This is a genomic window from Pseudomonas sp. NPDC007930, from assembly GCF_042958985.1.
Lineage (GTDB): Bacteria > Pseudomonadota > Gammaproteobacteria > Pseudomonadales > Pseudomonadaceae > Aquipseudomonas.
Map to the genome: position 1 here is coordinate 105852 of NZ_JBIBKC010000008.1, position 13954 is coordinate 119805.

Below are 13954 nucleotides of genomic sequence, written 5' to 3' on the forward strand. Positions count from 1 at the left end.
GCTTAACCAGACCGTGACATGTTCGTCGTCGCCCCCCGCTAAAGGATGCCCGCGATGAATGTCAGCGTTTTCGGAACCGGTTATGTCGGCCTGACCCAGGCCGCCTGCCTGGCGGAGGTAGGCCATGTGGTGTGCTGCGTCGATATCGACGCCGCGCGCATCGCTCGCCTTGGCCAGGGCGAGTGCCCACTGTTCGAGCCCGGCCTGGCTGAGTTGCTGAAGAAGAACCTCGCCTGCCAACGGCTGCGGTTCACCACCGACGCCAAGGTCGCCTGCGACCACGCCGAGCTGATTTTCATCGCCGTCGGCACCCCGGCGCTGCCCACCGGCCAGGCTGACCTGAGCCAGGTGTTCGGTGTGCTGGCCACGGTGCTGCAGTACTCACGCCCGCCGAAGGTGATCGTCAACAAGTCCACCGCCCCGGTCGGCACGGTCGATGCCCTGAGCGCGCGCATCACCGAACAGCGCGGCCGAGGCCATGGCTTCCAGGTGCTGAGCAACCCGGAGTTTCTCAAGGAAGGCGCGGCGGTGAACGACTGCATGCGCCCGGAACGGATCATCATCGGCGGCGCCGACGAGCACGCCCTGGCGATGCTGCGCGAGCTGTACGCGCCGTTCAGCCGCAACCGCGACAAGGTCATGGCGATGGACGCGCGCAGCGCAGAAATGACCAAGTACGCGGCCAACTGCATGCTCGCGACGAAAATCTCGTTCATCAACGAAATGGCCAACCTCGCCGAGCACCTGGGCGCCGACATCGAAGCGGTGCGCAAGGGCCTGGGTTCCGACCCGCGCATCGGCTATGACTTCATCTACCCCGGCGCCGGCTTTGGCGGCTCGTGCTTCCCCAAAGACCTGCAAGCCCTGCGTGGCAGCGCCGAGCAGATCGGCTTCGACGCCCAGTTGCTGACCGCGGTCGAGGCCGTCAACCGGCGCCAGCAGCGGCGCCTGTTCGAGAAAATCAGCCGGCATTACCAAGGCCAGTTGCAGGGCAAGGTGTTCGCCGTGTGGGGCCTGGCCTTCAAGCCCAACACCGACGACGTGCGCGAAGCCTCCAGCCGGGTGCTGATCGAGGCGCTGTGGCACGCCGGGGCGCGGGTGCAGGCCCATGACCCGCAGGCGATGGAAGAAATCCAACGCATCTATGGCACCCGCCCCGACCTCACCCTGGTGCCGTGCAAGGACGAAGTGCTCGAAGGCGCCGACGCCCTGGTGGTGGTCACCGAGTGGCAAGACTACCGCGTGCCGGACCTCGCCCAGTTGTACGGCCGCCTGCGCGACCGCGTGGTGTTCGATGGCCGCAACCTGTTCGAGCCGGCCCAGGTGCGCGCCGCCGGCCTTGGCTACTACGGCATCGGCCGCGGCCACACGGCGGCGCCGCTGTGACCGTGCTGGTGACCGGCGCCGCCGGCTTCATTGGCTACCACCTGGCCCAGCGGCTGTGCGCCGAGGGCCATGAGGTGGTCGGCCTGGACAACCTCAACAGCTACTACAGCCCGGCGCTCAAGCAGGCGCGCCTGGAGCGCCTGCTGCGCCTGCCGGGGTTTCGTTTCGAACGGCTGGACATCACCGACGCCGCCGCGCTGAATGCGCTGTTCGCCCGCCATGGCTTCAGCGAGGTGTTCCACCTCGCCGCCCAGGCCGGGGTGCGTTATTCGCTGGAAAACCCCGGCGCCTATGGCCAGGCCAACCTGGTGGGGTTCCTCAACGTGCTCGAAGCCTGCCGCCAGCATCCGCCGCGGCATGTGGTGTATGCCTCGAGCAGTTCGGTGTACGGCGCCAACGCCAAGCTGCCCTTTACCGTGGGCGACCCGGTCGAGCAGCCGGTGTCGTTGTACGCCGCCAGCAAGCGCGCCAACGAGCTGATGGCCCACAGCTACGCCCACCTGTACCAGCTACCGCTCACCGGGCTGCGCTTTTTCACCGTGTACGGCCCCTGGGGCCGGCCCGACATGGCGCTGTTCGGGTTTACCCGGGCAATCCTCGAAGGGCGCCCGATCGACGTGTACAACCACGGCCAGATGGCCCGCGACTTCACCTACATCGACGACATCGTCGAGGGCATCGCCCGCCTGCGCGTGCGCCCGCCGCAAGGCCCGGTGCCGGCCAACCTGTTCAACATCGGCCGCGGCCAACCGGTGCCGCTGCTCGACTTCATCAGTTGCCTGGAGCATGCCCTGGGCCTGCGCGCGCAGCGCAACCTGCTGCCGCTGCAGCCGGGCGATGTGCTGCGCACCTGGGCGGATGTCAGCGCGCTGGCCGAATGGACCGGCTTTGAACCCCAGGTGCCGCTGGCCGAGGGGGTGCAGGCGTTCGTCGCCTGGTACCGCGAGCATTACCGGGTGTAAGCCCGGGCTTTCTTTCTACTCAGCAACAAGGTTGCCATGAACCCAAGCATTGACGTGTCGGTGTTGATCCCGGCCAAGAACGAAGCGCAGAACCTCCCGGCGTTGCTCGAAGAAGTGCGCCAGGCCCTCGCCGGCCAGGCCTGGGAAGTGCTGGTGGTCGACGATGGCAGCGACGACGACAGCCTCGCCTGCCTCAGCGCCCTGCGCGCGCGCCTGCCGCAACTGCGCGTGCTCAGCCACGAGCGCTCGCTGGGCCAGAGCACCTCGGTGTGGCACGCCGCCCAGGCGGCCCGTGGCCAATGGCTGGCGACCCTCGACGGCGACGGCCAGAACGACCCGGCCGACATCCCCGGCATGCTCGCCCGGGTGCAGGCCGACCCCGGCCTGGTGCTGGTCGCCGGGCACCGGGTGAACCGCCGCGACAGCGCCAGCAAACGCTGGGCCTCGCGCTTCGCCAATGGCCTGCGCAGCCGGCTGCTGCGCGACGCCACGCCCGACACCGGCTGCGGGCTGAAGCTGATCGAGCGCGCGACCTTCCTGCGCCTGCCGTACTTTGACCACATGCACCGGTTCATCCCGGCGCTGGTGCGCCGCGCCAACGGGCGCATGGCGGTGCACCCGGTCAACCACCGCCCACGCAGCGCCGGGGTGTCGAAATACGGCAACCTCGACCGCGCGCTGGTGGGCATCCTCGACTTGGCCGGGGTCTGGTGGCTGATCCGCCGCACCCGGCTCAACGCCGTGCCCCGGGAGCTGGAGGGATGATCATGACCCGCGAAACCCTGTGGTTGATCGTCGGCTTCGCCGGCCAGGCGGTGTTCACCGGCCGCTTCGTGCTGCAATGGCTGTACAGCGAATTCAAAAAGCGCAGCGTGATCCCGGTGGGTTTCTGGTACCTGAGCATGCTCGGCAGCGCCTTGCTGCTGGTGTACGCCATCTACCGGCAAGACCCGGTGTTCATCATTGGCCAGTCCTTCGGCCTGCTGGTGTACCTGCGCAACCTGCAACTGATCGCCAAATACAAAGACGCCAAGGAATAACCCGTGCTGTACGCCCATTCACTCAAGGCCGAGCGCCTCGGGCTGGCCCTGCTCGCCCTGCTGTTGGTCGGCGCTGGCGTTGGCTGGCGCGAGCCGCTGAACGTCGACGAAGAACGCTTTCTGGGCGTTGCCCTGGAAATGATCCAAAGCGGCCACTGGCTGGTGCCGCACCGCGCCGCGGAAATCTACCCAGACAAACCGCCGCTGTTCATGTGGGCGGTGGCCGCCCTGACCTGGCTCACCGGCTGGCCAAAAGTCGCGCTGTACCTGCCGGGGCTGGCCTCGGCGGTGGTCGCCAGCCTCAGCCTGCATGACCTCGGCCGGCGCCTGTGGGGCCTGCGCGCCGGGCGCATCGCCGCCTTGCTGTTCCTGGCCACCTACCAGACCTTCAGCATTCTGCGTACCGGGCAGATCGACAGCTTTCTCTGCCTGTGGGTGGCGCTGGCGGTATACGGGCTGCTGCGCCACCTGCTGCTGGGCCCGGCCTGGGGCTGGTTCTATGTGGGCTGCGCGGCCATGGGGCTGGGCATTATCACCAAGGGCGTGGGCTTTGTGCCCGGGCTGATGCTGCTGCCCTACGCCCTGGCGGTGCGCTGGCAATGGCCCGGGGTGGCGCGCATGCCTGGGCAGGCCCGGCGCTGGTGGCTGGGCCTGGCGGTGCTGCTCGGCGCCTGCCTGTTGTGGCTGCTGCCGGTGGTGCTGGCCACCCTGCTGCAGGGCAGCGACGAGCAATGGGCGTACCTGCGCAACATCCTCTTCAAGCAAACCGCCGACCGCTACGCCGATGCCTGGGAGCACCGCGAGCCGGTGTGGTACTTCTTCACCGATGTGATCCCGCATTACTGGCTGCCGCTGGTGCTGGCCCTGCCCTGGCTGGTGCCGGCCTGGCGCAAGCAACTGCGCAAGCGCGACGGCCGGGTGCTGGTGCTGTTGGGCGGCCTGCTGCTGACGTTGCTGTTTTTTTCGCTGAGCACCGGCAAGCGCAAGCTGTACATCTACCCGGCCCTGCCGGAGCTGGTATTGCTGGCCACCCCGCTGCTGCCCTGGCTGCTGCAGCGCTGGTTCGCCGGCAAGGCGCGGGCGCGGCGGGTGTTCACCGTGGTGGTGGTGGCCTGGTTCGGGCTGTGGTTCGCCCGCGGCCTGGTCGAGCCGTTCATCGAAGGCGAAAACCCCCATGAGGCGTTGATGGCCGACGCCGCCGAGCACAGCGAGGGCCGCGAGCTGGTGCTGGTGGAATGGCGCGAAGGCCACTGGCTGTACGCGCGCCAGCCACTGCTGCACTTTGGCTTCATGGGCGGGCGCAGCAACGTGGCCAACGCCGCCGCCTGGCTGCAGGCCCACCCCGAAGCCCGCGCGCTGGTACCGGCGCACAGCCTGGAACAATGCTTTGTGCTGAGCAAGGCGCGGGCGCTGGGGCAAACCTCCCGCGCCGACTGGTACCTGGTGGGGCCGGACGCCGACAACGGGCAATGCCGGGGCGCGCTGCCGGCGCCGGTTTACCGCTTCAGCTGGGTGGCGCCGCCGCTGGCCGGGGGCTGAACATTTTGAAACATCATGAAACTATTGGCCTAGACCTGCCGCTGCGCTTTTACTATTCGTTCACAATTCATTAACTCGATGGGGACGCCCGCAACACAACACTGGCAGCACTGAGCCAAAGGACGCTGCCCCATGAACAACCCCATCAAACTCCCGTTCTCCGACAAATACGACCGCGAGCACGCGCAGCAGTATTTCGAGAAGCACCAGGACGGCCTGGCCCGGCGCTTGTCGCACACCCGCGACCTGCAGCTGGGGCGCAAGGCGCTGGAGCTGGCCGGCGACCCGGGGCTGGTGCTAGACCTCCCCTGCGGCGCCGGGCGCTTCTGGCCAATGCTGGCGGAAAAACCCGGCCGGGTGATCATCGGCGCCGACAACTCCCCGGCCATGATCGCCACCGCCAAGGCCTCGCAGCCGCCGGAAGTGGTCGCCCGGGTGCAAACCCTGCACACCTCGGCGTTCGCCATCGACCTGCCCGACAACGCCGTCGACAGCGTGTTCTGCATGCGCCTGCTGCACCACATCGGCCAGCCCGAGCACCGCGCCACCCTGCTCGAGGAATTCCACCGGGTCACCCGTGACAGCGTGATCCTGTCGATGTGGGTAGACGGCAACTTCAAGGCCTGGAAACGCCGCCGCCACGAAGCCAAGCGCATTGCCGCGGGCAAACAGGGCAGCTACCAGAACCGCTTCGTGATCCCCCAGGCGGTGTGCGAGGCCGAGTTCGAAGCCGCGGGCTTCACCATCCAGAAGCGCCTCGACTTCATCCCGCTGTACGCGATGTGGCGGGTGTACGTGTTGCGCAAGGCCTGACGGCCACCCTTCCCCACTCGCTGCTGCTGTATTCGCGCGCGTAGCCACTTCGGTGGCTATGCGCGTTTTTGTGTGCCGGGTTTGCTGGGCCATCGCCCGGCACAGCCGGCCTCCCACAAGGTAGTGTAAGTACCTGATTTACCAGGCAACACAAAACCCGTGGGAGGCCGGCTGTGCCGGGCGATGGGCCAGTCAGGTCATGCGCTTGGTAAAACCACCTGAAGCAATTAAGGCTTTTTACCCTCGACTTAGCGCTCTGATTCCTTAAGTGAACAGCATTACGGCACAGCCGGGCAAAGGGCCATCGAACTCATTCCACTCGGGTATTTCGAAACGCCATTTCATTATGTTACTGTCAGCTCATCGTCCTCCTCACCCAACAACAAACCAGGAGACACCATGAGCTTCTTTGCCGCGCCGCCCTCGGTGGAAACCACCGTCTTCACCCGCCTCCCTCAGCGCTTTCGGCAGGCGCGCCCCACCGCCTGGGCCAATGCCAACCGCCAGGGGCGGCCGATCGATTCGTTCCTCGAAGGCCCGTCGTTCGACCGCCAAGGCCGGCTGTACGTGACCGACATCCCCTACGGGCGGATTTTCCGCATCTCGGCCGAGGGCGAGTGGGAGCTGGTGTGCGAGTACGACGGCTGGCCGAACGGGCTGAAGATCCACGCCGACGGGCGCATTTTCATCACCGACTACAAGCGCGGCATCATGCTGCTGAACCCCGACACCGGGCACATCGAGCCGTGCCTGGAAACCGCCGGCTCCGAAGGCTTCAAGGGTGTCAACGACCTGGTGTTCGCGCCCAACGGCGATCTGTACTTCACCGACCAGGGCCAGACCGGCCTGCAAGACCCCACCGGGCGGGTGTACAAGCTCGACGCCCAAGGCAACCTCAGTTGCCTGCTCAGTACCCTGCCCAGCCCCAACGGCATCGTCTTCGACCCGCAACTGAACCACCTGCTGGTGGCGGTGACCCGTGCCCAGCAGATCTGGCGCATCCCACTGGGCAACGGCCCGATCACCGGCAAGGTCGGCGTGTTCGCCCAACTGCATGGCGGCCTCGGCGGCCCCGACGGGCTGGCGCTGGACGAACAGAGCAACCTGTACATCGCCCACACCGGCTTCGGCTCGGTGTGGAAGCTGTCCAAGGTCGGCGAGCCGCTGCAGCGGATCGTTTCCTGCGCGGGCATCAGCAACACCAACCTGGCCTTCGGCGGGCCGGGTAACCGCAGCCTGTTCATCACCGAATCGGAGACCGGCAGCATCCTCCGGGTCGAGGCCCAAACCCCGGGCCTGGCGATGTATTCCCACCGCTAAGCCCTTGCCGCGCCCCTGATTGGCCCGACAACGATAAAAGAAGAGACGCCATGACCCACCACGACGATCCCGCGTTGCCGCCCTTGACCGACGTCGAAGGCGAACAGGTACTGCGCCGGGTAATGCGCCGGCTGCTGCCGTTCATTTTCCTCTGCTACGTGGTCAGCTACCTCGACCGCACCAACATCGGCTTTGCCGCGCTGGGCATGAACCAGAGCCTGGGCCTGACCGCCACCCTGTTCGGCTGGGCCGCGGGGCTGTTCTTCCTCGGCTACTTCGTGTTCGAGATCCCCAGCAACCTGCTGATGCAGCGCTTCGGCGCGCGGATCTGGATCGCCCGGATCATGATCAGTTGGGGCTTGATTTCGATGGCCACGGCGTTCGTCACTGGGCCGGTGAGCTTCAGCATCGCGCGCTTTTTGCTGGGCGTGGCCGAAGCCGGCTTTACCCCCGGGGTATACCTGTACTTCACCTACTGGTTCCCCGGCACATGGCGCGCCAAGGCCACCGCGGCGTTCCTGCTGGGCATCCCCACCGCGAGCATTTTCGGTTCGCCATTGTCGGGCTGGCTGCTCACCCTGCACGGGGTGGCGGGCCTGGAAAGCTGGCAACTGCTGTTGGTGATGGAAGCCCTGCCAGCAGTGCTGCTGGGCATCGCCTGCCTGTTCGTGCTGGTCGACACGCCGAGCCAGGCGCGCTGGTTGTCAGCGCGGGAAAAACACTGGCTCAGCGCCCAGCTCGCGCAAGAACAGCGCAGCATCGCCGCCAGCCACGGCAACACCCTGCGCGGCGCGCTGACCAACCCCAAGGTGTTCGTACTGGCGGCGATCAACTTCTGCTGCATCGTCGGCTCGGTCGGCATCGGCATCTGGATGCCGCAGATCATCAAGAGCCTGGGCATGGCCAGCGGCACCGTGGGGCTGATCGCCGCGCTGCCGTACCTGCTCGGCGCGGTGGTGATGACCCTCTGGGCCCGGCTGGCCAACCGCAGCGCGCGGCGCATGCCCTACGTGGTCTCAGCGCTGGCGTTCGCCGCCTGCACCCTGGTGGCGGCCGGGCTGATCGACCAGCCGCTGCTGAAAATCACCTGCCTGAGCCTGACGGTGGCAAGCATCCTGGCCTTCCAGGCAACCTTCTGGGCGCTGCCGTCGAGCTTCCTCACCGGCCGCGCGGCGGCCGGCGGGCTGGCGCTGATCGTGTCGATCGGCAACCTCGGCGGCTTTGCCGGGCCGTTCACCATCGGCCTGATCAAAGACGCCACGCAAAGCTTCTCGGGGCCCTTCTATGCCGTGGCGGGCATCCTCCTGCTCGGCACGTGCCTGATGCTGGTACTGGGCGACCCGGCCCGGCGCCAACCCAAGGCGCAGGCCGAAGGCCAACCAGCCCACGGCTGACTCAACCGGCGGCGCGCCAGTAACGGTTCGCCGCGCAGTACAGCAACAAGGCGCCGCCGGCCAGGCCCAGGGCCGGCAAGGCGCCCAGCGCGGCCGCCAGCAGCCCGGCGAGCAACCCGCCCAGGGCCTCGAAACCAAAACGCAAGGCGATATAGAACGCGACCACCCGGCCGCGCAAGGCGCCGGGCGCGTCGCTCTGCAGTAGCATGTTGGTGCTGACATTACTCACGGTGATGCCAAACCCCAGCACCGCCAAGGCCACCAGTGCCGCCAGCAGCGGCGTGCCCACGGCCAACGCGAGCAAGGCCGCCGCGCACACCAGCGCGCCCAGGGCGATCATCCCACGCAGGCGCGACAAACTGCCGTTGAACGCCAGAAACACCGTGGCCGCGAACGCCCCGGCGCCGGCCGCGCCCCACAACCAGCCCAAGGTGCGCGCATCGCCGGCATACACCCCGCGGGCGAGGATCGGCAGCAGCACGCTGTAACAGGAAGCCAGCAGGTTGACCATCACCACGCTGAGCAACAACCGCCGCACCGCGCGGGTGTGCCACAGGTAGGCCAGGCCTTCCTTGAACGCCTGGCCGGTGCTGCCCGCGGCCTTGGCCACTGGCACCGCTTCAGCCTTGTACAAGCCCAACAGCAAGGCGGCAAAGGCGAAGGCAGTGAGCAAAAAGCAGCCGGCCTCGCCCCAACTGGCGATCATCCAGCCGGCCAGCGGCGGCCCGACGAAGCGCGCAGCGTTGATCAGCATGGCATTGAGCACCAGTGCATTGGGCAGGTCTTCGGCCACTGGCACGAAGCTGCCGATCAGCGCTTGGCGCAACGGCGTTTCAAAAGCGCTGAGCAAGCCCAACAGCAAGGCCATGGCGATGATGCCCGGCGCGTTGAGCCAGCCTTGCCAGGTGAGCAGGGCCAACGCCAGCGACTGCAGCGCGAGAATGCCCTGCACGCCAATCAATAGCCGGCGTTTGTCGTGGCGGTCGATCCAGGCACCGGCGAGCGGGCCGACCAGCAGTTGCGGCAGCAGGCTGAGGAAGGTGATGGTACCCAATAGCACCGCCGAGCCGGTGAGGTGGTAGGCCAGCCAGGCCAACGCAACCTGCTGCACCCACTTGCCGAGGGTCGAGACCCCCTGGCCGGCGAAATAGATCTGGAAGTTACGATGGGCCAAGGCCCGCACGGGGGCGGGCCAGGCAGGGTGGCGCATGGGCGGTGGTACGGCCAATGGTAGTTCCCCACTTCAGGCTGCGCACCACGCCAGAGCTTACTCCGGTAGCTGGCAGCCCTTGCTTTTCAAGGATTCCAACACCCAGGCGCGGCTGTTTTCGCCCCGGGCAATCTGTTCCAGTTGCTTTTGCTCCGCGCCGTGCTTGGCGGCGGCCCGATCATACACCGCGGCCACCTCATCGTACGGCACGCAGAGCAGGCCGTCGTCGTCGCCGATCACCAGGTCACCCGGCTCGATGACCATGCCGTCGATGGCGATCGCCACGTTGATCTCGCCCGGGCCATCCTTGTAGGGGCCGCGGTGGGTCACCCCGGCGGCGAACAGCGGGAAGTCACCGGCGCCAATGCTGGCGGCGTCACGGATCGCCCCGTTGATCACGATCCCGGCCACCCCGCGCTTGATCGCGTAGGCGACCATCATCTCGCCGATCAGGGCGTTGCTCAGGTCGCCGCCAGCGTCGACCACGATCACATCGCCGGGCTGGGCGATGTCCAGCGCGTAATGCAGCATCAGGTTGTCGCCCGGGCGCGCCTTGACCGTCAGCGCCGGGCCGGCCAGCACGCCGGCGCGGTGCATCGGCCGCAGGCGCGCGCCGCCGGCGGTCATCCGGTTCATCGAGTCGCTGACGTTGGCCACGGGCACTTCCCGATAGCGTTGTACCCACTCCGGGCTGACCTTGCGCGCTGCGTTCAACACTCTGAAACCGAGGGTCATAGGGGCATTCCTCTTCCTGGGTTGTTATTGGCCGGCAACTGAGCACCGATCTTGTTTTTTCAGAATAGCGTTTCGAAATAACAGATTCAATAGCCTATAAACGAACACAGATGGCGCTCTATCGGTTTTTATTGCAACGCCGTTTCATTATGCTATGTTTCCTTCACCGGCCGCCCTGCCCCGCAGCGCGGCGCACCCATTACAAAAAACCAAGGTGTGCTTCATGACCCGTACCCTCCTGCTCACCGGCCCCGAGCTGGCCGCCGACGCCATGGCCCTGGCCGCCGCCCACGGCATCCGCGTGCTGCCAACCACGCCCTATGCCCCCGCTGCCGAACTGCTGGCGACCATCCACACTGAACAACCCGACGCGATCATCGTGCGCCAGGGCCAACTCAGCGCCGAGATGATCAACGCCTCCCAGCGCCTGGCGCTGGTGGCGAAGCACGGCGTGGGCTACGACACCATCGACATTCAGGCCGCCGCCGCCCGCGGCGTGCCGGTGACCATCGCCGCCGGCGCCAATGCCCAATCGGTGGCCGAGCATGCCTTCGCGCTGATGTTCAGCGTGGCCCGGCAAACCGCCTGGCTCGATGCCCGCCTGCGCGCCGGCCACTGGGACAAAGCCAGCGCCAACGGCGTGGAGCTGTTCGGCAAAACCCTGGGGTTGGTCGGCCTGGGCGCGATCGGCAGTATCCTTGCTGGGCTGGTGGCACCACTGCGGATGGCGGTCAAGGTGTACGACCCCTACCTCAAGGCCTTGCCCCAGATCCCCGGCCTAGAGCGCGAAACCGATTTCGAGCGGCTGCTCGAGCAGTGCGATATCATCAGCCTGCATTGCCCGCTCACCGCCGATAACCGCCACCTGTTCGGCCAGGCGCAGTTCGCGCGGATGCGCCCGGGCAGTATCCTGATCAACACCGCGCGCGGTGAGTTGATCGACCCGCACGCGCTGGCCAGCGCCCTGGCCGACGGCCAGATCGGCGGCGCCGGGCTCGACACCTTCAGCCCCGAGCCGCCCGAGGCGAGTAGCCCGCTGTGGGGCCTGCCAAACCTGGTGGGCACCCCCCATGTGGGCGCCAACACCCAGGAGGCGCGCGACCGTGTCGGCCTGCTGGCGGTGCAACAGGCCCTCGATGTGTGGGCCGGCAAAGCGCTGGACCCACGCGTGGTGGTCAACCGCCACCTGTTCAGCGCCTGAGGTTTACCCCGCCTGCGCTCACCGGCGCGGGCGGTTTGCGTTTCTCCGAAAAAAACAACAGGGAGAGATCCATGCCTGCACCCACCAACCCCGTCAGCGAGCTGGAGCGCAGCACCATGCGCCGCGTGGCCTGGCGCATCTTGCCGTTTCTGATCGTCTGTTACCTGATCGCCATCATCGACCGCGGCAACATCGGCATGGCCTCGCTGCAGATGAACCAGGACCTCGGCCTGACCCCGGCGATCTTCGGCTTTGCCAGCAGTTTGTTCTTTATTTCCTATTTTCTCGTCGAGGTGCCGAGCAACCTAGCCCTGCAGCGCTTCGGCGCGCGGATCTGGATCGCCCGGATCATGATCACCTGGGGCCTGGTGTCGGCGGGCACCGCCTTCGTGCAGGGCGCCAACTCGCTGTACGTGATGCGCTTTATCCTCGGCGCCGCCGAGGCCGGGTTCTTCCCTGGGGTACTGCTGTACCTCACCTACTGGCTACCCTCGAACTACCGCGGGCGGATGGTGGCGATCTTCATGGTGGCGATCCCTGGGGCGAATTTTCTCGGCTCGCCGATTTCCGGGTTGATCCTCAGCCTGGATGGCTGGTTCGGCATGCGCGGCTGGCATTGGCTGTTCATCCTTGAAGGCATCCCGGCGGTGCTGCTGGGCATCGCTTGCCTGTTCGTGCTCACCGACCGCCCGGAGCAGGCGCGCTGGCTCAGCGATGAGCAACGCGGCTGGCTGACCGGGCGGCTGGCGGAGGAAAAACGCAACAAAACCGCGATTGGCCATCTTTCGCTGTGGAAGCTGCTGCGCCACAAAGACATCTGGATCCTCGCGCTGATCTACTCCGGCCCTTCGGCGGCGGGCAGCACCATGAGCGTGTGGGCCCCGCAATTGCTGAAAACCTTCGGCCTGAGCAACCTTGAAATCGGCCTGACCAACGCCATCCCCTATGGCCTGGCCTCGGTGGCGATGATCCTCTGGGGGCGTAGCTCCGACCGCAGCGGCGAACGCCGCTGGCACACCGCGCTGACCCTGCTGCTGATCGCCGCCGGGCTGTTACTGTCGCTGGTCACCTCGTCGCTGCTGGCCACCGTGGTGTTACTGAGCATGGTGCTGATCGGCGCCTACTCGATGAAGGGGCCGTTCTGGGCGCTGGTGTCAAACTGGCTGTCGTCCTCCACCGCCGCGGCTGGGCTGGCGGCTGTCGGTGCGCTGGCCAACCTGATCGGCGGCGGCGCGATGGTCAACGTGTACGGCAGCATCCATGGCGCCACCGGCAGCTACGCGCTGGCTTTCATGCCGCTGGCGGCGCTGTGCGCGGCGGGCGGCATCCTGGTGCTGGTGATGGGCCGGCAACAGCGCCGGCTGCGGGTGGGGGAGCAGGAGCCGGCGTAAGGCTTCGGACCCTATCGCCCGGCACAGCCGGCCTCCCACCAGATTTGTGTAAGCCATTGATTTACGCAGCAATACACAACCTGTGGGAGGCCGGCTGTGCCGGGCGATGGGCCAGTCAGGTCATGCGCTCAGTAAAACCACCTGAAGTCATTAGGGCTTTTCACCCTCGGTTTGGCGCTCTGATTGCTTAAGTGAACAGCACTCCGGCTGTGCCGGGCGAAGGGCCCTCACCCCCTACGCCCCCTTACACCCCAAACTCCGATTCAACTCCGCCACCACCTCGCAGAACAGTGCATCCAGAGTACGCGCACGCTCTTCGGTGAGCCGCCCGGACGGCCCGGAAATCACCAGCGCGCCAATCAACTCCTGCTGCGCGCCAAACACCGGCAAGGCCATCGACGCCGCATGGGGGTCGGTCGCGCCCTGGGAATAGAACGCATGCTCCATCACCAGCGCCCGCGCATACGGCGTGCGTAACGCCTCGGCGCTGGCGGCACCGTCCATCGGCCGCATGTCGCCGGGTTGCAGGTGCAGGCGCAGCCGGTGCGGTGAGTTGACCCGGTACTGGCACAGCCGGTAGGCGCCATGGCGCACATAGAACGAGGCGGTTTCGCCGGTTTCCTCGGTCAGCCGGTGCAGCAGCGGCATCACGTGGCGCTCGAGGTCGAGCGCGTCCTGGTACACGGCGTTCAGGCGCATCACTTCGCTGGCCAGTTGGTAGCGGCCGTCGGCCATGCGGTTGACCAGGCCGAAGGTTTCCAGCGACACCACCAAGCGCATGATGGTGCTTTTGATCAGGCCAGTGCGTTCGGCCAGTTCGACCAGGCTCAGCGCCGTGTCGCCGATGCGAAAGGCCGTGAGCACGGTGAGCACTCGATCAGCCGAAGCCACACCGCTGACGGCGGGACGTGGGCGGGTTTTTACCAAGGGGGGACCTCTCTTGTGTGTGCGGGGCCTGATGCT

General features: G+C 66.7%; 13 protein-coding genes. 10 read left to right on the forward strand and 3 right to left on the reverse strand.

Features of this window, described 5'->3' with window-relative positions:
- The first annotated feature begins 54 nt into the window (after window positions 1-54).
- The 8 genes from ACFZCE_RS17705 to ACFZCE_RS17740 all read left to right on the forward strand — a co-directional run bounded on the left by ACFZCE_RS17705 (window position 55) and on the right by ACFZCE_RS17740 (window position 8454).
- The gene (locus ACFZCE_RS17705) at window positions 55-1386 is read left to right on the forward strand and encodes a nucleotide sugar dehydrogenase (protein WP_390941319.1); all 1332 of its coding nucleotides are present in this window, start codon (window positions 55-57) and stop codon (window positions 1384-1386) included.
- Entirely contained in the window at window positions 1383-2348 is a 966-nt protein-coding gene (locus ACFZCE_RS17710) for an SDR family NAD(P)-dependent oxidoreductase (protein ID WP_390941321.1), read from the forward strand. Before ACFZCE_RS17705 ends, ACFZCE_RS17710 begins: the two co-directional genes overlap by 4 nt.
- Before the next feature lie 36 nt (window positions 2349-2384).
- A complete protein-coding gene (locus tag ACFZCE_RS17715) occupies window positions 2385-3113 on the forward strand; it encodes a glycosyltransferase (protein ID WP_390941323.1) in 729 nt (242 codons plus the stop codon).
- Window positions 3114-3115: 2 nt separating this feature from the next.
- Window positions 3116-3388 carry a lipid-A-disaccharide synthase N-terminal domain-containing protein gene (locus tag ACFZCE_RS17720; protein WP_390941325.1) on the forward strand — a complete coding sequence of 91 codons (273 nt, stop codon included), beginning with the start codon at window positions 3116-3118 and terminating at the stop codon, window positions 3386-3388.
- 3 nt (window positions 3389-3391) lie between these two features.
- Complete coding sequence (locus tag ACFZCE_RS17725; protein WP_390941327.1) at window positions 3392-4927, forward strand: glycosyltransferase family 39 protein; 1536 nt, start codon at window positions 3392-3394, stop codon at window positions 4925-4927.
- A gap of 132 nt (window positions 4928-5059) precedes the next feature.
- Window positions 5060-5740 carry a methyltransferase domain-containing protein gene (locus tag ACFZCE_RS17730; RefSeq protein ID WP_390941329.1) on the forward strand — a complete coding sequence of 227 codons (681 nt, stop codon included), beginning with the start codon at window positions 5060-5062 and terminating at the stop codon, window positions 5738-5740.
- 399 nt (window positions 5741-6139) lie between these two features.
- Entirely contained in the window at window positions 6140-7060 is a 921-nt protein-coding gene (locus tag ACFZCE_RS17735) for an SMP-30/gluconolactonase/LRE family protein (RefSeq protein WP_390941331.1), read from the forward strand.
- Between the two features lie 50 nt (window positions 7061-7110).
- Window positions 7111-8454 carry an MFS transporter gene (locus ACFZCE_RS17740; RefSeq protein ID WP_390941333.1) on the forward strand — a complete coding sequence of 448 codons (1344 nt, stop codon included), beginning with the start codon at window positions 7111-7113 and terminating at the stop codon, window positions 8452-8454.
- A 1-nt stretch (window position 8455) separates the two neighbouring features.
- Here the strand turns inward: ACFZCE_RS17740 and ACFZCE_RS17745 are convergent, their stop codons facing one another.
- Window positions 8456-9664: an MFS transporter gene (locus tag ACFZCE_RS17745; protein ID WP_390941335.1), complete on the reverse strand. Its 1209-nt coding sequence runs from the start codon at window positions 9662-9664 to the stop codon at window positions 8456-8458.
- Window positions 9665-9721: 57 nt separating this feature from the next.
- Entirely contained in the window at window positions 9722-10399 is a 678-nt protein-coding gene (locus ACFZCE_RS17750) for an RraA family protein (protein ID WP_390941337.1), read from the reverse strand.
- A gap of 223 nt (window positions 10400-10622) precedes the next feature.
- Here ACFZCE_RS17750 and ACFZCE_RS17755 point away from each other — a divergent pair, with 223 nt between their 5' ends.
- Both ACFZCE_RS17755 and ACFZCE_RS17760 read left to right on the forward strand, forming a co-directional pair.
- Entirely contained in the window at window positions 10623-11600 is a 978-nt protein-coding gene (locus ACFZCE_RS17755) for an NAD(P)-dependent oxidoreductase (RefSeq protein WP_390941339.1), read from the forward strand.
- Window positions 11601-11671: 71 nt separating this feature from the next.
- Window positions 11672-12991 (forward strand): MFS transporter, encoded by a 1320-nt coding sequence (locus tag ACFZCE_RS17760; RefSeq protein ID WP_390941341.1) that lies wholly within the window; start codon window positions 11672-11674, stop codon window positions 12989-12991.
- Between the two features lie 234 nt (window positions 12992-13225).
- Here the strand turns inward: ACFZCE_RS17760 and ACFZCE_RS17765 are convergent, their stop codons facing one another.
- Window positions 13226-13918 carry a helix-turn-helix domain-containing protein gene (locus ACFZCE_RS17765; protein ID WP_390941343.1) on the reverse strand — a complete coding sequence of 231 codons (693 nt, stop codon included), beginning with the start codon at window positions 13916-13918 and terminating at the stop codon, window positions 13226-13228.
- Window positions 13919-13954 lie beyond the last annotated feature (36 nt).